At 68.2% G+C, this 15567-nt stretch carries 19 protein-coding genes; 2 read left to right on the forward strand and 17 right to left on the reverse strand.

Going from position 1 to position 15567, the window contains the following annotated elements:
* Positions 1-55: 55 nt before the first annotated feature.
* From ACFYP5_RS29915 to ACFYP5_RS29985, 15 genes are all read right to left on the reverse strand, one after another.
* Positions 56-550 carry a hypothetical protein gene (locus ACFYP5_RS29915; RefSeq protein ID WP_389041803.1) on the reverse strand — a complete coding sequence of 165 codons (495 nt, stop codon included), beginning with the start codon at positions 548-550 and terminating at the stop codon, positions 56-58.
* A gap of 177 nt (positions 551-727) precedes the next feature.
* Positions 728-1996 (reverse strand): tyrosine-type recombinase/integrase, encoded by a 1269-nt coding sequence (locus ACFYP5_RS29920; protein WP_389041805.1) that lies wholly within the window; start codon positions 1994-1996, stop codon positions 728-730.
* A gap of 80 nt (positions 1997-2076) precedes the next feature.
* A complete protein-coding gene (locus tag ACFYP5_RS29925) occupies positions 2077-2319 on the reverse strand; it encodes a helix-turn-helix domain-containing protein (protein ID WP_389041807.1) in 243 nt (80 codons plus the stop codon).
* A 299-nt stretch (positions 2320-2618) separates the two neighbouring features.
* Positions 2619-4160, reverse strand: coding sequence for a YfjI family protein (locus ACFYP5_RS29930; protein ID WP_389041809.1), 1542 nt, complete (start codon positions 4158-4160; stop codon positions 2619-2621).
* Positions 4157-4537, reverse strand: a complete 381-nt coding sequence (locus ACFYP5_RS29935; RefSeq protein ID WP_389041811.1) for a hypothetical protein — start codon at positions 4535-4537, stop codon at positions 4157-4159. Before ACFYP5_RS29935 ends, ACFYP5_RS29930 begins: the two co-directional genes overlap by 4 nt.
* Positions 4534-5403, reverse strand: a complete 870-nt coding sequence (locus tag ACFYP5_RS29940; RefSeq protein WP_389041813.1) for a bifunctional DNA primase/polymerase — start codon at positions 5401-5403, stop codon at positions 4534-4536. Before ACFYP5_RS29940 ends, ACFYP5_RS29935 begins: the two co-directional genes overlap by 4 nt.
* The gene (locus ACFYP5_RS29945) at positions 5400-6251 is read right to left on the reverse strand and encodes a hypothetical protein (RefSeq protein ID WP_389041815.1); all 852 of its coding nucleotides are present in this window, start codon (positions 6249-6251) and stop codon (positions 5400-5402) included. The genes ACFYP5_RS29940 and ACFYP5_RS29945 overlap by 4 nt, the downstream gene beginning before the upstream one ends.
* 87 nt (positions 6252-6338) lie before the next feature.
* On the reverse strand, positions 6339-6938 hold the full coding sequence (locus ACFYP5_RS29950) for a hypothetical protein (RefSeq protein ID WP_389041817.1): 600 nt from the start codon (positions 6936-6938) through the stop codon (positions 6339-6341).
* 11 nt (positions 6939-6949) lie between these two features.
* Positions 6950-7138, reverse strand: a complete 189-nt coding sequence (locus ACFYP5_RS29955; RefSeq protein WP_389041819.1) for a hypothetical protein — start codon at positions 7136-7138, stop codon at positions 6950-6952.
* Between the two features lie 25 nt (positions 7139-7163).
* Positions 7164-7415, reverse strand: coding sequence for a hypothetical protein (locus ACFYP5_RS29960; RefSeq protein ID WP_389041821.1), 252 nt, complete (start codon positions 7413-7415; stop codon positions 7164-7166).
* A 141-nt stretch (positions 7416-7556) separates the two neighbouring features.
* Positions 7557-9785, reverse strand: a complete 2229-nt coding sequence (locus tag ACFYP5_RS29965; RefSeq protein ID WP_389041823.1) for a cell division protein FtsK — start codon at positions 9783-9785, stop codon at positions 7557-7559.
* Positions 9786-10076: 291 nt separating this feature from the next.
* Positions 10077-10463 carry an RRQRL motif-containing zinc-binding protein gene (locus ACFYP5_RS29970; protein ID WP_389041825.1) on the reverse strand — a complete coding sequence of 129 codons (387 nt, stop codon included), beginning with the start codon at positions 10461-10463 and terminating at the stop codon, positions 10077-10079.
* Positions 10463-11110 (reverse strand): GGDEF domain-containing protein, encoded by a 648-nt coding sequence (locus ACFYP5_RS29975; RefSeq protein ID WP_389041827.1) that lies wholly within the window; start codon positions 11108-11110, stop codon positions 10463-10465. The genes ACFYP5_RS29970 and ACFYP5_RS29975 overlap by 1 nt, the downstream gene beginning before the upstream one ends.
* Positions 11107-12117 (reverse strand): DUF2637 domain-containing protein, encoded by a 1011-nt coding sequence (locus tag ACFYP5_RS29980; RefSeq protein WP_389041829.1) that lies wholly within the window; start codon positions 12115-12117, stop codon positions 11107-11109. Before ACFYP5_RS29980 ends, ACFYP5_RS29975 begins: the two co-directional genes overlap by 4 nt.
* Complete coding sequence (locus tag ACFYP5_RS29985) at positions 12114-12407, reverse strand: hypothetical protein (RefSeq protein WP_389041830.1); 294 nt, start codon at positions 12405-12407, stop codon at positions 12114-12116. Before ACFYP5_RS29985 ends, ACFYP5_RS29980 begins: the two co-directional genes overlap by 4 nt.
* Positions 12408-13081: 674 nt before the next feature.
* Between ACFYP5_RS29985 and ACFYP5_RS29990 the strand changes: the two genes are divergently transcribed.
* Both ACFYP5_RS29990 and ACFYP5_RS29995 read left to right on the forward strand, forming a co-directional pair.
* On the forward strand, positions 13082-13852 hold the full coding sequence (locus ACFYP5_RS29990) for a helix-turn-helix domain-containing protein (RefSeq protein ID WP_389041832.1): 771 nt from the start codon (positions 13082-13084) through the stop codon (positions 13850-13852).
* The gene (locus ACFYP5_RS29995) at positions 13849-14322 is read left to right on the forward strand and encodes an NUDIX hydrolase (RefSeq protein ID WP_389041834.1); all 474 of its coding nucleotides are present in this window, start codon (positions 13849-13851) and stop codon (positions 14320-14322) included. The genes ACFYP5_RS29990 and ACFYP5_RS29995 overlap by 4 nt, the downstream gene beginning before the upstream one ends.
* Here ACFYP5_RS29995 and ACFYP5_RS30000 read toward each other — a convergent pair.
* Together ACFYP5_RS30000 and ACFYP5_RS30005 are read right to left on the reverse strand one after the other, a co-directional pair.
* Positions 14310-14876 (reverse strand): HD domain-containing protein, encoded by a 567-nt coding sequence (locus tag ACFYP5_RS30000; protein ID WP_389041836.1) that lies wholly within the window; start codon positions 14874-14876, stop codon positions 14310-14312. The genes ACFYP5_RS29995 and ACFYP5_RS30000 overlap by 13 nt on opposite strands.
* A gap of 11 nt (positions 14877-14887) precedes the next feature.
* A complete protein-coding gene (locus ACFYP5_RS30005; protein WP_389041838.1) occupies positions 14888-15334 on the reverse strand; it encodes a GntR family transcriptional regulator in 447 nt (148 codons plus the stop codon).
* Between the last annotated feature and the right edge of the window lie 233 nt (positions 15335-15567).

The following is a 15567-nucleotide window of genomic DNA, read 5'->3' on the forward strand; positions in this document are numbered from 1 at the left end:
TGAGGTTCTACAGGTAGTGGCGGCTGCGGTGGGCAGAAGATGGATGCGGATTACCTTAGGGCTCGATCGAGTCCTTCGTACTGGGCATCGGAGAGCGTTTGACACCGCTGCACGCCAAGAGCTCGGTCCCGGTGGCGTCGAAGTACAGGGTGAAGAACGAGAGCCGGTCCGCTGCGAGGATGGTCCCGGTACGTAGTTGCTCGCCGCGGTGCCGCGCGAGGATTTCAACGGTCTCGTCGAGGCCGAGGGTCTTCGGCAGACCGCGCTTCAACGACCGTCTCAGCCTCGTTGCGGCGATACCGTGGACCATCCAGTGAGGCACCTCCCTGTCCGAGACCTGTACCTCGCCGCCAGCGGCGATGGCGGCGCGTGCTGCCTTGCACGCGCTCGTCTGGTCGGTGAGCATCGCGGCGATGTCGGGGTGACTTGGGTGCTCGTCCTCGATGGCCATGAGCTGACTGTAGAGACTGAATGTGGGCCTTGCTACAGGATTCGGCGTGGTCGCGTCGAACATCACCATGTCGCGCTCGACGCTGCGTTCATCGCCCACGCGCAGAGTCGAGAATGGACTGTTCCGCAGCTCGGTCACCGGGACTTGCTTGCCATGGAAGCCGCGCTATTCGATGACTCCGCGGATTGATGCCGGTGTCAGCTGTCGCTCACACCGGATCCCGCGCCAGAGGTCGTGAGCCTGGCCGCAACGCTGTCCCGCTACCGCGCCTGAGTTCTACGCGGCTTGGGCCGTACCTGGACCGTCATCGCTCTTGCTGGCGCCCTCATAGAGCCTGTTCATGGCCTTTCGCGTACGGCCTTCACTGCTCGGCATGAGGTGCGTGTACACCCTCAGCGTGAAGCCAGGGTCCGTGTGACCGAGGTAGTTGCTCAGGGCCTTGATGTTCTCTCCCGCGTCCAGGAGCACGGACGCGTAGAAGTGCCGTAGTGCGTGCATGCCGTGCTCGCGAGCCGAGGGCAGAGGCTGCCTCTTATCCTCCGGCTTCGTGATGAGCCCTGCTGTAGCTAGGGCGGGTTTCCATGGGCTGATGTTGAAGTTGCTTCGGTAGACGTGGTTGCCGCGCGGGCCTGTGAAGACAAGAGATCGGGTGAGGGGCGGGCCGTCAGGCTTCAGCCAGGGGAGGGTCACGCTGACGGGCGGGTATCGCTTGATGTGCTGCGCCAGCACCTGCCCTACCTGGTCAGGTAGCGGCACATCGCGGGTCTTCTCTCCCTTTGGCAGGGCGAAGAACGACCGGCCCTTCACCACCTTGATTTGCAGACCAACGTGCAGCCAGCCCGTAAGGAAGCCCACCGCATCAACTGGGAGCCCGAAGATCTCGCCCTGCCGCAGACCGCATCCCGCACCGACATCCACCATGGCTTGGTACCGCTGGGGAAGTGCCTCCCGTACGGCGAACGTCTGCTCCCTGGTCCAAGGTGCGACGCGCTCTCCACTCGGCTTCGGTGCGTTGACGGAGCTGGATCGGCAGGGGTTCCGAGGAATGAAGGTGTCGTCAACGGCCGCGGTCAGCACAGCCGAGACCGTCGCGAAGATGCTCCGCCGGTAGGACGATGCCAATCCGGCGTCTTCCAACTGACGCGTCCACGTCCGGATGTGGCTCGGTCGGAAGGACGCGAGCGGACGCGATCCGAGGTACGGGAAGGCGTGCAGGCGAAGCTGTGTCTCCGTCGTCGCTCGCGAGGCCACGTTCGTGGTCTGGGCGGCGATCCAGCGTTCCGCGTACTGCCGGAAGGTGGTCCGGTTGGAGGCTGGATCGATGTAGTGGCCCCGAGCCATGTCGGCTTCGATCTGCGCGAGCCACTGATCAGCGAGGCGCTTTTGTCGGTCGGCGAAGGACTTGGACTTCTCGGTGCCGTCGGGGCCTACGTAGCGGGCGCGGTAGCGCGTGCCGGTGCCGTGACGGTCTGTCTTGACCCGGATGGTCTTGCCGTCGCTGGTGGTTTCGGTCTTGTACCAGCGGTCTTGGATGTGGCCTGCCATGAGTGGCTGCTCCTGGGTGACATGGAGCAGGGGCACGGCTCCGTACAGGCCGTGCCCCTGCTGGTGTGTTGGCCTGTTGGTTAGGCCACGTCCGTCTCGATGAGGCTGTCGGCCCAGGCGCGGACGGCGGCGGGGTCGTAGCGCAGGTGCTTGCCGATGCGCATGGCCGGTGGGCCGGTGCGCTTCTTGCGCCAGGCGTAGACGGTCTCGACGCTCGGCAGGCGGAACATGGCGGTGAGGTCTTCCGGGGTCAGGTAGTGGTCAGGGAGTCCGGCACGCAGGGTGGTGAGCGCGTCAGGTTGCTCGGGGCGGGTGTGGGTCACCGTGGCTCCTCGGGCGCGGCGGGTGGTGCTGAGGGGCTGGGATCGCTGACAGAACTGACAGAACCTCGCCGAAAGCCTGTTGACCTGCTGTTTCTCCGGTTTTGAGTGCTCTGACAAAACCTCGAAAAACTCTGACAGAACCTCCGAGTGGGGGGTTCTGTCAGAGCGCCCGTTTCCGGGTGGGGAGGTTCTGTCAGAGTTTTCGGAGGTTTTGTCACAGCGGTGATCAAGAGTGTTTGTGCAGGTCAGCGGGCTGGAGTGGGGGTTGTGTCAGTTCTGTCAGCGGGTTGGGGGTTCTGTCACGCGCCGGCGAGCGGCGGGGTGATGCTGGGGTGGGTGTCGTAGCGGGGCGAGGGTGGCCGGCCCCCGCGTCCGGTGCGTGGGGGCAGGGGCTGTTGGCGGACCCATCCGTGTTCTTCGAGCAGGGCCAAGGCGGGGTCGAGGTCGGTCATGACGGGGAAGTCCCCGCGTGCCAGTCCTCGGAACAAGTCCCGCTTGGTGAAGCCGGACAGGCGCTGTTCCTTGAGGTGGGTCAGGAGCTGGTGGGCTGCTTCCTGTGCGGGGTCGGCGCCCATGTCGTCGAAGACTTCGAGGGCGTGGGCGGTGAAGTAGTCGCCCAGCTCGGTGGCGGCCGCCATGGTGGCGGCTTCGATCGGGAGCTCCCATCCGTTGTCGGGGTGGGTGGCCAGGTGGAGCAGGGCTGCGATGCGGGCCACGGCCCCGTCCCGCTTGGACGCCCATTTCACGATCGGGGCGAGGGAACCGCCCTTGCCGATACGGGATTCGGTGACCTTCTGGTAGGCCAGCATGACCGCGTCGGCCTCGGGAGTGAGGCTGAGCAGGGCGGGGTCGGTCCAGTCCGCGATGGCCATCGTCAGGCCACCGAGGCGCTGGGCGTAGGTGGCGGTGGTCTCTTCGGTGATGAGGTCCGGGGTGAGGTTGCGGGATCCGACGAGGGAGACGGGCTTGGCGTAGAGGAACCGTGCGAGCAAGCCGCGCCCGTCGGCTCCCTTGACCCTGCCGATCGAGTCCAGGACCTCGGGCTGAATGGCCAGGGCCATGGTGACGGCGGGGTTCTCGATGTGCTGGGCGTCGCGGCCCTGTCGGTTGACGCGGGTCATGTCCCCGGCGTGGCCCTTGAGGAAGACGCCCATGTTCGGGGCGCCGGAGTAGCGGCCGGCGATGATGTCGAAGATCTCGCCTTCAGCGGACATGACGCTGATCCGGCCGCCCTGCTCTGCCAGCAGGGTGGCGAGGCTTTCTGGGGTGACGTCGTCCGCGACCAGTTGAGGCTTGCACGGCACTGCTAGTTCCTCGGCCTGCTGGGCCAGGTGGACGGCTTCGGCGGTGAGTTGGTCCCGCAGCCCCGGTTCAGCCGCTGCCGCTTTCTGAGCGGCCTTGTCGGCTGCTGCCTTGGCGAGGCGAGCGGTGGTTTCGGCCTCGGCCCGCAGCGGTCCGGAGAGTTCTACGAGCGTCTTCTCGACCGCGAGCAGCGGGCCGGTCATGAGGGCGAACACGGCGGACTTGCGGTTGCCGGGCGGTAGGGCGACGGCGGTGTAGAGGTTCACCGGCTCCCGCCAGTGCCCTCGCACGCACACGGTGGCACGGCCGCCAGCCGCCGTGGCGATGACCCCGAGGGCCAGGCACCCGGCGAGATCGGTCGGGGTCTGTGTCTCCTCGGCCACCGCAGCGACCATGTCCCCCAGCCACGGCGGCAGGGTGTGGACGGGGAAGGCGGGGAGCGTGCGGCGGTGGTTGAGGGGTACCGGCTCGTCCCACATGGGGCCGGTGATGGACTCGGGGTCTAGGGCGTCGAAGCCCTCCCACAGATCGGCGGTCATGCGGCCTTGCTCCCTTCCGTGTTGCCGAGCAGCGGGCATTGTGCGGGGTGGTCGGTGTGGGCTTCGATCAGCGCGAGGACCCCGGCTCGGCCTGTGGCCTTCCGGTCGAATCCGCACGCGCACCAGGAGCGGGCGGACGGGGTTGTGGAGTAGGACGGAGGGGCGACGATGTGCAGCCACCGGACCGCACGACGGGGTTGGTCGGTGCCCGTGGGCGGCTGCTGGTCAGGGCGGACAAGACGAAGCGGACGGCCTGCGGCCGACGACTTCTGGGCAACAGCCGCACGCCCGGTACGGGGCTGCTGTTCGGGGGCGTCTGGCAGGCCCGTCAACCCGAGCTGCTCGCCCTTCGGGAGGGCGACGGTTCGGCCGCTCATGCGGCCCTCCCCGTGCTCGTGTTGAGGCCGTTGGTGACGGCGCGTTCCGCGTACGACGCGGGTACACCCACGGAGATGGCTGCGGCGATGATCTGCCGTCCCAGAGCGTCCAGGCCGCACGGTCCGGGGCACTGCGCGTGCTGCGCAGCCAGGAACTGAGCCACCCCGAACGCCTGCGACCCTGCGCCCGATTCGGTGCGGGATCGCACCAGGGCCAGACCTCGTTCCAGGCCGGTGCGCACGTACCGCTCGGTGTGCCGGCAGCCGGTGGCCACCGTCGAGTCCCACTCGGCTCGCCCAGGGGCGGAAGAGACCACCTCCCCACGGGCGGGGGTGGTCTCTTCCCTCTCGACCAGGGCGCGGACGGCCGACGGCAGGTGCGTCATGGTGCCGATGCCGGGCCCGAGCCAACGGGCGTAGGCCATGGCTGACTTGATGTCCACGCCCGGCCGAACCGAGTTCGCCGACCGCATCGCACCCAGGTAGATCCAGTGCTCCCCGCGGGTCGTGGGGACGGTTCGGGTTGCGGGCAGGGTCTGACGCGCCCAGGAGACGGCCTCTGTGTCGTCCAAGTCCAGCACGGTCAACCGGGCGCCCGCCGGGTGGTAGGCGACCGCCTGAGCCTGGCGCCAGGCCCCGGCCCAGGCTGGAGAGGTGAGTGTGTCGGTGTCGGTGGTGGCGGCTGCCCACCCGTGACAGACGCCCGGGCAGGAGCAGGCCCCGGCGTTCTTCATGCTGGGCCGCCCGCCGCAGGCGTTGCCGGCGCATGTGACGCAGTTACCGAACGGAAGCTTCCCCGCCCGCAGGGGCAGTACAGGAACCCCCGCCCTCGCGAGTCCCAGGGCCGTGCGCAGGTGGCTGCTCATGCGGCTTCGCTCCCTTCAAGGGTGGGCTGGTGCCAGGGCGGGATGGCGTTGATGACGTGGGTGCGCCAGCGCATCGCGTAGTCGATGCAGTTCGCACAGTTCTTGTGGGTGTGGCCGGCCAAGGGTGGGCGGTAGCGGGCGTGGGAGCTCCACGCGGCAGAGTCCGCGGACGCGAGCAGGTGGCCGACCTTGGCCAGGCCGAGGGTTTTGAACCCGAAGCCGTGTAACCGCAGGCCGTGAGCGGCCATGGCGGTGACGATGGCCGCTCCTTCGTTCGTGGACTGCAAACGGCATACGGAGCCGAGCCCCACGGTCGGCTCCGCCCGCAGGTCCACCCCGGCGCGTTCGTAGAGCTCCCGGCAACGCTCGTACTCCGGGATCGTGCGGCCCTGAAGTACCGGAATGATCCGCAGGTCCGGGGCGAGGGAACGCAGTTCGAGGAAGTTGGCGACGGTGCGGCGCTGGTGCTCGGTGACGCTGAGGTGTGTGCCGACGAAGAGGTTGGGTCCGGCCTGGCCGCCGTGGATGATGAGGTCTTCGCACATCCAGTCCTGCGGTGCGGCCCAGTCGTAGGGGCCGACGCATTCCCAGATGCGCCGCAGATCATCGATGTACTGGCGTGGGGTCCGGGTCCAGCGGCCGTGGCGCTGGAGTTCGGAGAAGCCACCGGAGTCCACCGCGTAGGGGCCGAGCGCTTCCGGCAGGGTCCGTGCGACGGCGAAGTGCTCCGACTTCAGGAACAGCGGCTTGTTGGTGAGCTTCACCCAGTGGCGTTTGTGGGTGGTCAGGTAGAACCTCATGCCACCGACGGGCGGCGGCATCTCCCGGATGGGGACAGGTTGAGTCATGCTGGATGTCTCCAGTTCTCTGATGTGAGGTGCTGGACGAGGGCGGCCCCGGACCATTGGCGTGAGAGGGGGCCGCCCTCGGCACAGCTACCGGTCTGCGGCGGGGAGTTCGGGGAGCCCCGCGCGGGTGAGTGCCTGCGGGTCGAAGCCGGGCAGGGCGGCCCGGGCGGTGAGCGCGGCGGCGAGGGCGTCGGCGTAGGCGACGGATTCGTGGGCCACCTCGATCTGCGTGCGGCTGCGCAGCATTTCCACTCGCTCGATGTGGGCGTGGTCCTCGCGCCGGACGGTGGTCTGCCGCTCGTACGCCACGGCGTCGCGGTGATCGGTGCGCCAGTACCGGGCGGCGATGCCGTATGTCACGGCGGTAGCGAGCACCCAGAGCAGGAGTGGGAGGGACAGCCCGTCGGCGTATCCGGCGACCCCTGCAAGGGCGAGCCCGCCGGAGGTAGCGAACGCGGTTGCAGCGAGCACTCCGTCACCGCCACCGTGCCCGGCGGCGGCGAACGCGCCGGCCGTCGCGGCGCCCGTTGCGAGGACGATCATCAACGCGGCGTTGCCGGTGCTGTGTTCGGCGCCGTTGGCGTTCCAGATCCGTCCCAGGATCAGCACGGTGGATGTGGCGACGCCCGGGGCTGCCTTGGGGGCCGAGAGCGTGACCCAGTGGTGGGCGACGATCTGTTCGTTCATGGCGGGGTCTCCTACAGGTCCGGGATGGCGTCGATGACGGCGTGGGTGAGTTCGTTGATGGGTCCGGAGGCGCCGGTGGAGGCGAGGAAGAACCCGAACATGACGGCGATGAACGCGGAGCCCCAGCCGAGGGTGTTGGAGCGGAGCAGGAAGAACAGGACCAGTCCGAACAGCAGGACCAGCGAGACGGTGACGGCCACGACGGGCCCCTTTCCGGTGGGTGGGTTAGCGGGTGCCGTCGCGGTTGAGGCGGGCGGCGACGTTGTAGAGGTGGCGGCCGACGCGTATCCGCTTGCCGGTGGCCTTGCAGCGACGGCAGTCCTTGCCGCGCTTGGCTTTGCCCTTGCGGTCGGTGGTGATGGCGTGGCCCATCCCGCGGCACTTGCGGCAGTCACCGAACGGACTGGCCGCACACAGCCCGCCGTAACAGAACGTGAGAATGAGCAGGAAGGCGATAGCGAGCAGGGCAGGGGGCATGAAGGGCCTCCAGAGGCGGTTTCAAGGGGTTTCCGCAGGCGGGTCGCTATGCGCTAGAAGCCTGATCAGGGCCCATGTGAGCCGCTATCGGGGCTGCTATCGATAGCAGGTGCGCGCGCTATCGATAGCGGCCCCGGGCGGTCAGCTCGCGTCCCGATTTCGGTTACGTTCCGCTACTGCTGTGGTGATGTCGTCACGCTTGATGCCGCGCTTGTTGACGAACTTTCCTTCGATGCGACGCCCGACCTGCCCGGCGGCGATGCCGTAAGGCTTGAGGGCTGCGGTCAGGTGCGCGGTCTGGTCCTCACCGCTCATCCGGGCCCAGTCGCCGTAGCGCTCGGGCCGCAGCTCGGCGAGGCGCTCGACCACGGTCTCGTTCCACACCTTGGCCTCATCGGCGGGGATGACCGCGAGGATGTCGACCAGCAGTGTGTCTGCCACCCTCTCCTTCTTCGGGGCGTCCGGGTCGGGCAGGTTGCCGGCCGCCGCGCGGGCGGCCTTGGCCTTCTGGCAGATCACTTCGGCGTTGGCGTTGTCGATGTAGTAGGAGCGGACGATCTGCGGGTTCGGTCCTGCCCCGACGAGGTAGCCGATACCGAGGTCTTCGGCGGTGAACGAGGTGGCGCGGATGCCGTTCTTGTACATCGAGGTCCCCAGCACCATGTCGTTCTCGGGCTGGCCCATGACCTGCAGGCAGAACCGGATGCCGACGTTCGCGCTGATCGCCTTGGGCAGGGAGTCCGCGTCGGGGCGCTGGGTGCCGAGCAGCAGGATCACTCCGAGGGCGCGGCCCCGCTTGATGATGGCGGTGGCGAGTTCGGCGGCCTTCTTGCCGAGCCGCTCGTGGGTGAACACTTCCTGGCACTCGTCGATGGACATCACCAGCGGGTGCAGGCCCAGTGACTTCTTCGCGGCGAGTGCGGGGGTGACCTTGTTCTCCGGGCAGATGTCCTTGGGCAGCTTGTTGATCACCCGGGCGCGGCGGTCGAGTTCGCCGTAGACGTACTCCATCGCGTCCACGCAGCCCTCGACCGTGGCGTCATCGCCGGGGCCGGAGCCGTAGGAGTGGGAGATGGGCTGGAAGGAGGAGAAGTCGCCGGTGCCCTTGAACTCCCAGGTGTGCAGCTCAGCGGTGGGATCCATCGCCGCGGCGAGGAGCAGGATCCGCAGCGCGAACGTCTTGCCGCGGCCGGGCATGGCGCCGGTCAGGAAGTTTGCGTACATCAGGTCGAACCCGACCTGCCGGCCGCGCGGATCCGTACCGTACGGGACGGGCTTGAACAGTGAGACACCACCGGACTTGAGCAGCGGCCAGGCGGGCTGAGGGGCGCGGGCCATGTCCTGGTCCCCGACCCACAGCATCACCCGCCCGGGGTGCTCCCCGGGCACCGGCTCCGGCCACACACAGCCCAACGACTTCCGCAAGCCGGAGGCGAGGCGTTCGCGCCGGTCGAGGACGTCGGACACGGTCACCCCGTACGGGAGATCCAGGTCGGCGCGCCAGCCCTTGCCGTCCCGCTGGATCGGGGCCTTGAACTCGATGCCGGGCTTGCCCTTGGCCGCCTGTTTGTTGATCTCCGCGATGCCGAGGGCGGCGAACGCCCGGGCCACGATGTCCGAGGTCAGGCGCTGCACCTGCGGCAGGTCCACCGCCCGGGTGATGACCGGCGCGTCCTCGGGCCGCCCGGCACAGCCGAGAGCCAGCAGCAGGGCGGTGACCGAGACGGCCTGGAGCCAGCCCGGGGCCAGCACATACAGGGCCAGTGCGGCACCGAGCCCGAAGAGCGAGGCAAGGACCGTAACCAGAGTCCGCAGCCTGACCCGACCGTCGCGCTGCCGGGACAGCTTGAGGTACTCGGCCGCATCCTCACGCCGCACCGCGGCGAGCCGGACCGGCTCGCCCTCGCGGTCGGCGACCCAGCGCATCGTGCCGCCGATGAACTTCGCGGCCCCGCGCGGGGAGAGCAGCGCCAGCCGCGCGACGTAGACCGGGGCACGCAGCGCGTGGTACCCCGCCTTGTGGCCGTAGTGCCCGGCCACGAAGCCGGTGGCGGCCCTGAGTTCCGTCGCGGACTTCAGCCACATCGGCACGACCGGTCGGCGCTTTGCGCCGGCGAGGCGGTCCATGAGGCCCGTGCCGACCGGGGCCGGACCATCCACCATCACCGGCACGGTCGGGTCGCCCGACCCACCACCCGACCCGCGCGTGTGGGAGTCGGCCGACCGGTCGGCGGTCGAGTCGGCCGACTCGGTGCGGGCCGACCGTGCCTTGTCGAGGTCGACCACATCGGCCCCGGAGTCGGACCCGGGGTGGCTGGCCATGTCGGCTTCGAGTCGGTTGAAGAGTTCGCTTTCGTCGTCGTGATTCACTGACTGTCCTTCCCGGACAACTGGGGTTGGAAAGGGGTCCGGACGGCGCTTTGGACGGCCTACCGTCCGGACCCCGCTTGGCGGGCGCTGTACAGGTGGGGTGCCGCTAAGGTCGCGGCATGGGTGGGAAGTTGGGGTTAGGGGGTAAGCCGCCGGTCTGCCCGTGGTGCGGGCGGCCTGTAGCGCCCCGCAGGTGGTGGCTGCCGCGACGCTTCTGCAATGGCTGGCACCAGGTGAAGTTCCGAACGACGTCGCTCATCGCCCGCGTGCTGGACAACCTGCTGTAGCGGCTCAGCGGACCGGCTGATCCCCTGGATAGGCGCAGGCAGGGCACATGCCGAGCGAGGTCGGGATGCAGTACCCGGCATCCGTCAGGCACTTGGGGCAGGTCCGGCGTGCTCGCATCGCCTTGGCGAGGGCCGCGGCACGGCCCGGTGTCATGGGGCGGACCGGTTTGGCCATGTCGATGCGGTAGAGGTAGGCGATCGACACCCCGGCTTTGCGGTGGCGGGAGCGGCGCATCACCTGCGCGGCGACCGGCTGACCACCGGGCCGCAGTCCGCGGTCGCGGAGCTGGCGGCGGGTGGCGTAGCCGTCGGGGGCGTACTTCCACGGGAAGGTCGGTATGCCGTGCAGGGCGCCGGTCGGGTCGTAGCACTTGCCGAACGTCGGGGACATCAGGCCGCCACCCCCGGGGCCGTATCGGCGCCGGAGCCGCGTCGGCCGGCACGGCGTCCGGACCAGGTGGCGAACAGCCTGCCGAGCCCGGCCCGACGAACTCCGGCCTGTCCCTGCTTCGCCGCGTACATGGCCTCATCGGCCCGCCGCAGCAGTCCGGACAGGTCCTCATCGGGGTGGTCGGCGGCGCGGACCCAGCCGAGCGACACCGTGGTGTGCGCCGCTGGGTCAAGGCCGTCGGCGGGGCGGGCGAGTACTCCGTGCAGGACGGCGAGGAGGTCGGCGGCGGTGCCGTGGTTGTCGATGACGACCGCGGCGAACTCATCACCCCCGAGCCGTCCGGCCACCCCATGCCGACCGACGTAGCGGGCCAAGCGGTCCGCGGTCGCCTTCAGCAGTGCATCGCCCGCGGCATGGCCGAAGCGGTCGTTGATCTGCTTGAAGTGGTCGACGTCCGCGAGCACCACCACTGCCCGCGGGTCCTTGAGTAGGACCGTGGCGCGGCGAGTGAAGCCGTCGCGGGTGCGCAGCCCGGTGAGCGGGTCACGGCGGGCGGTGTGCAGGCGGCGGCGCATCCACACCGTGTGGACGGACCAACCGGCCAGGAGCGGACCAGCGGCGGCAAGGGTCGTTAAGAGGCTACTCATGCCGCCACCGCCCCGGGGTCGTCACCGTCGTCGTCCTGCTCGGTGTCTTTGTCGACGCTGTGCAGCTGGTGGGCTGCGGCTCGATCGGCCTTGAGGGTGTCGCGCAGGGTGCGGGCGGTGGCCTGGGAGACGTGCACCGCGGTCCGGATCCGGTCCGCGGTCAGCGCCGCGTCCGGCCAGGACGCGGTGACGTCCCGTGCCTCGGACAGGATCTCGTCCGGGGTCCGCTTCCCCTTCGCCTTGCTCGGGGTACGGGGAGGGGGCCGCTTCACGGTCGGCTTCGGCTTGGTCTCGGGGCCGCCGTCCTGCTCCGGCTTCTCGGTGGGCAGCTTTGCTTCACTCGGAGGATTGAGCTCCCCGAGCTTGAGCAGGACCCGTTCCGGGCGGGGCGTCTTCGACCGCCACAGGCGGCCGTGCCGCTCGCGCAGCTCGGCGCGGGCCAGCTGACGTTCCCGCTCGCGGGCCAGCGCGTCGCTGTAGGAGGTGATCTCCCACAGCGTCATCCGGCGCCAGAGGGCGAATGTGGAGGGAAAGGCGAGCAGCCAGCGGGAGGCGCGGATCTTGTCCATGCGCCGGCCGGTCACCGCACCGATCCGTACCGCATAGATGTGGGCCCCGATCTCGGAGAACACCACCCACAGCAACGGCATCGTCCCGTGCGCGACCTTAGCCCAAGTGCCGTGGCCTGCCGAGACGTTCAGCCCGCAGGTCACCAGGGTCAGGACCCAGGGAACGAACCGCACCCAGGCCAGCGCCATATCCATCCGGATCAACAGCAGGTTCGCCACCGAGAACACCGGGATGGACACGTCCATGCCGACCGGCACCATCCAAGGCTCACCGAACCCCCACCGCAACGCAGCAGCGGACACCGCGTCGAACGAGGAGATCAGGCCCAGCGCGCCGACACTGGCCGCGGCGAGCGCACCTAACCCGGCGAGTCCCATTTCCGGGCGGGTCAGCGGCGGAACCGCCGGCTGATCCGTCGTCTGCGTGGTGGTCGTCATGCTGCTGCCGCCTTCCGGGACGGCAGACGGCGGCCGACGGGCCGCGACAGCGCGACGACGTTGAACAGCTCCGGTGCGAACGCCTCGATCGCCTCGGCGGCGACCCGGCTCACGCGGTCGGGGAAGTCGGGGTTGTCGGCGAGGATGTCGCGGGCCGCGTCCATGCGGGCCGCCCGCTCCAACTCGCTCTCGCCCTCCACCCCGAGCCACAGCTCAACCGGGGTGCCCAGGGCCAGTTCTACAAACTCTGCAGTGCTGGCCGCGATGTGACCGGCCACAATGTTCATCATGGGTCGTGTGCTCCTTCATGGTGGAACGGCCCAAAACAGCGGCCCTGGTGTTCGAGCACCGGGGCCGCGCGCCGTGGGGTGGGTCGGTCGGTAGGTACGAGCGACCGCGGCAACCCGACACCGCAGCCCGCCGGAAGGGCAGGGCGAATGTCGGGCACCGTGAGCGCTGGTACGGGTTCGGTTCTCCTGCTCGCACGGCGCTGCTCGTTCCGGGGAGTTCCGAAATCCCGGAAGTCATCGCAGTTTCAAGGTGTGCCGTAGCGGTTCTTTGGAGCCGATGGCGTGTCCCCCACACGGAGGGGTGAGGCCCGGTTGTGACACCGGGTCCGGTCTCGATCGGCTGTTCTCCACTCGCCTCGGCTGGATCGGTCACGGCCGTCGTACTGCGGTGGATCACGCTGTGGAGTTGTTAAACGGCGTGGCAGAAGTGCGCGTTCGCACCAGAGATGCCAACGCGGCTGCATGAGGAACATGTATTACCTGTTCCTCATCATGCGGAGGAGAGTTCGCGCCGTCAAGCCCTTCGGCCGTCCGGCTCTGCGAGCCCCTCTCACTCGATGCGCTTCAAGACTGGCGCCAACGCCTAAGACGATCGACCCCGCACATGTACGACTGGCAGACGACTTCGCTACGGTGAAGTCGTCCCAAGTCGTCCCACTGGGGGAGAGCGCGACATGGCAAACGAAAGGCTGCGCGGAGCGATCGTTGAGAGCGGCCTGACGCTTGATCAAGTGGCCGAGAGGCTCGGTGTATCGGCCAAGACCGTCGATCGATGGATCAGCGAGCCGAACCGCAAGCCTTACCGACGATTCCAGTACGCCACCGCGTCGCTACTGCAATCCGAAGTGTCTTACCTGTGGCAGGAAGAGCGGACGTCGGCCGAGGTGACTGAGGCCGGAGCAGCAGAACTTGTCCAGCTGTACCCACATCGGTCCGTCGTGCCGAACCGCCTTTGGCCGCAGCTGTATGCGCAGGCGAAGGACCACTTCGACGTGCTCGTGTACTCCGGGTTCTGGCTCACCGAGGACGCTGCGTTTCACCGCGTGGTGAAGGAGAAGTCCGCGGCCGGCGTCTCGGTTCGATTCATGCTGGGCGATCCAGGTTGTGCCGCCGTCGAGGCGCGCGGTGTGGACGAGGGCATTGGCCGCGCCATGTCGAGCAAGATTCGCAACGCCCTGCTCAACTACAGCTCGCTGTTCGGGCTTCCTGGCGTTGAGTTCCGCCTCCACTCCACGACGCTGTACAACTCGATCTACAGGGCGGATGACGAGATGCTGGCAAACGGCCACTTGTACGGCGTCGGCGCGTACATGGCGCCTGTCCTGCACATCCAACGTGTGCCAGGGGGAGAGTTGTTCGACGCGTACGCTGAGAGCGTCGAACGAGTCTGGGAGAACGCCCGGCCCATCTCCAGCCCCGACGACGTCGGAGGCCAGCGCACATGAGCCGAATCGACCACCACAACGACCCGACCGCCCCCAAGGCGAACTCCGTCGTTCCTTCGGTTACGGCCATCGTCTGCGATGGCTCGGGACGGCTGCTCCTCATCCACAAGACGGACAACGATCTGTGGGCGCTGCCGGGAGGTGGTCACGACATTGGCGAGAGCGTGGCCGAGACCGTCATCCGGGAAGTAGCGGAAGAGACCGGGATCGCCGTCGAGGTGGACAGCATTGTGGGCCTCTATACCAACCCGCATCATGTGATCGAGTACGACGACGGCGAGGTCCGGCAGCAATTCTCGATCTGCTTTCGCGCCCACCCCATCGGTGGTTCGCTCCGTACGAGCAGCGAGTCGAAAGAGGTCCGCTGGATAGATCCAGCGGACCTGGATGGCCTCGACATCCATCCGTCCATGCGACTGCGCATCACGCACGGCCTGGACGGCTCACGGCATGAGCCCTACATCGGCTGATCGGTGGACCGGACCAGCGCTACACGCCCCTGGACTCGATCTGCGGCTGCGTGGATCTCTGGGGCTGCACGCTGAATGAAGCGCCCAACGATCGTGTCGGGGCCGTACCGCTTCACGATCTCGTCAAGCCGCTCGGACGGAGTGGTCTCCATACCGTCCGGCGTTGTCGTCATGTCGCAGAACACGAGGGCGTCCACGAGCTCGGTGCGCTCAAGCTCGAACTCGCGCTCAAGCTCTTCTCGGAGTCCACGTTCCTCAGCTTCGAGGAGAGCGCAGGAATGATGAGCCACAAGGCGAATGACCCGTTCGTTCGCCCCCTGCTTGCGGAGGAATCGTGCGCCGTCCAGCGGGTGAAAGCCTGTGACAGCCAGGGCGGGCGAATACCCGATGTCATGGAGGACCGCGGCGGCTTCAAGGAGCTCCGCATCCTCGCCGAGGACGGGGGCAAGGGCCCGAGCCCGCTTGGCGACCCCGAGGGAGTGGGCCCACCTCTGCGGCAGCGGTTCGGACAGCAACGACTCGGATAGTGAGTGCGCCCACTCATTCAGTCCCATGGCGGCCAAGACTACGACCGGCCGGCCGACGTTGGGAGGGCGCGTACCGTGCGTCCCTTGCCGTGAACCGTTGCGAGCAAGCCCGTCCCTTCCATCTGAGCAAGGCTGCGCCGCACAGCCGTGCGGGAGACCCCGAACCGCACGCAGAGCTTCGCCTCCGACGGGTACGCGTCTCCCACCGCTAGAGAGTCGTCTTCGATTACGGCGATCATCCGTTCCACTAGGGTTCGCTGATCGCCACCGCGAGCGGGGCGCCAGCCGACCCCCGGCGCGGACTCGAGTGCCCCTTCAGCTTCGAGCACCTTGAGGGCGCGGCGAATCGTGTTGCGCGCGACACCGTAGGAGCCCACAAGGTCCGCCTCGGAGGGCAGGCCGTCGGCAAACTCACCCTTCTCGAACCTCTCCCGCAGCGCCTCCGCGATGACCAGGTAGGTTCCGCGCGGACTGGCCTCCGACACGTGGGCTCCTCTCCCGTCTCCGTCACTCTGATGCCAAAGGTCCCATGATGCCCGACCGCGCGCTGGAAGGTCTTCGCGGACAGCAAGCCCGTCAAGATCGCACTCCGGCTGGAGTTTAAGGCGTGCCACGCCTTCCTCGATGCGGGCGACACCCTCGTGGTCCCCTCGCTCGCGAGGCCAGCGCGGAAGTCACGCGGCTTCTCCCCCAGCGACGCGCCGCGAAAGTCGCTGTC

It is taken from the genome of Streptomyces sp. NPDC005262, assembly GCF_042872425.1.
In the GTDB taxonomy this organism is placed as follows: Bacteria; Actinomycetota; Actinomycetes; order Streptomycetales; family Streptomycetaceae; genus Streptomyces.

Coding starts and splice junctions, on each gene's coding strand:
- ACFYP5_RS29920 (WP_389041805.1), bottom strand. CDS start 1,996: ATGGCAGGCCACATCCAAGACCGCTGGTACAAGACCGAAACCACCAGC.
- ACFYP5_RS29940 (WP_389041813.1), bottom strand. CDS start 5,403: ATGAGCAGCCACCTGCGCACGGCCCTGGGACTCGCGAGGGCGGGGGTT.
- ACFYP5_RS30000 (WP_389041836.1), bottom strand. CDS start 14,876: ATGGGACTGAATGAGTGGGCGCACTCACTATCCGAGTCGTTGCTGTCC.
- ACFYP5_RS29945 (WP_389041815.1), bottom strand. CDS start 6,251: ATGACTCAACCTGTCCCCATCCGGGAGATGCCGCCGCCCGTCGGTGGC.
- ACFYP5_RS29995 (WP_389041834.1), top strand. CDS start 13,849: ATGAGCCGAATCGACCACCACAACGACCCGACCGCCCCCAAGGCGAAC.
- ACFYP5_RS29950 (WP_389041817.1), bottom strand. CDS start 6,938: ATGAACGAACAGATCGTCGCCCACCACTGGGTCACGCTCTCGGCCCCC.
- ACFYP5_RS29990 (WP_389041832.1), top strand. CDS start 13,082: ATGGCAAACGAAAGGCTGCGCGGAGCGATCGTTGAGAGCGGCCTGACG.
- ACFYP5_RS29935 (WP_389041811.1), bottom strand. CDS start 4,537: ATGAGCGGCCGAACCGTCGCCCTCCCGAAGGGCGAGCAGCTCGGGTTG.
- ACFYP5_RS29970 (WP_389041825.1), bottom strand. CDS start 10,463: ATGTCCCCGACGTTCGGCAAGTGCTACGACCCGACCGGCGCCCTGCAC.
- ACFYP5_RS29960 (WP_389041821.1), bottom strand. CDS start 7,415: ATGCCCCCTGCCCTGCTCGCTATCGCCTTCCTGCTCATTCTCACGTTC.
- ACFYP5_RS29930 (WP_389041809.1), bottom strand. CDS start 4,160: ATGACCGCCGATCTGTGGGAGGGCTTCGACGCCCTAGACCCCGAGTCC.
- ACFYP5_RS29975 (WP_389041827.1), bottom strand. CDS start 11,110: ATGAGTAGCCTCTTAACGACCCTTGCCGCCGCTGGTCCGCTCCTGGCC.
- ACFYP5_RS29980 (WP_389041829.1), bottom strand. CDS start 12,117: ATGACGACCACCACGCAGACGACGGATCAGCCGGCGGTTCCGCCGCTG.
- ACFYP5_RS29985 (WP_389041830.1), bottom strand. CDS start 12,407: ATGATGAACATTGTGGCCGGTCACATCGCGGCCAGCACTGCAGAGTTT.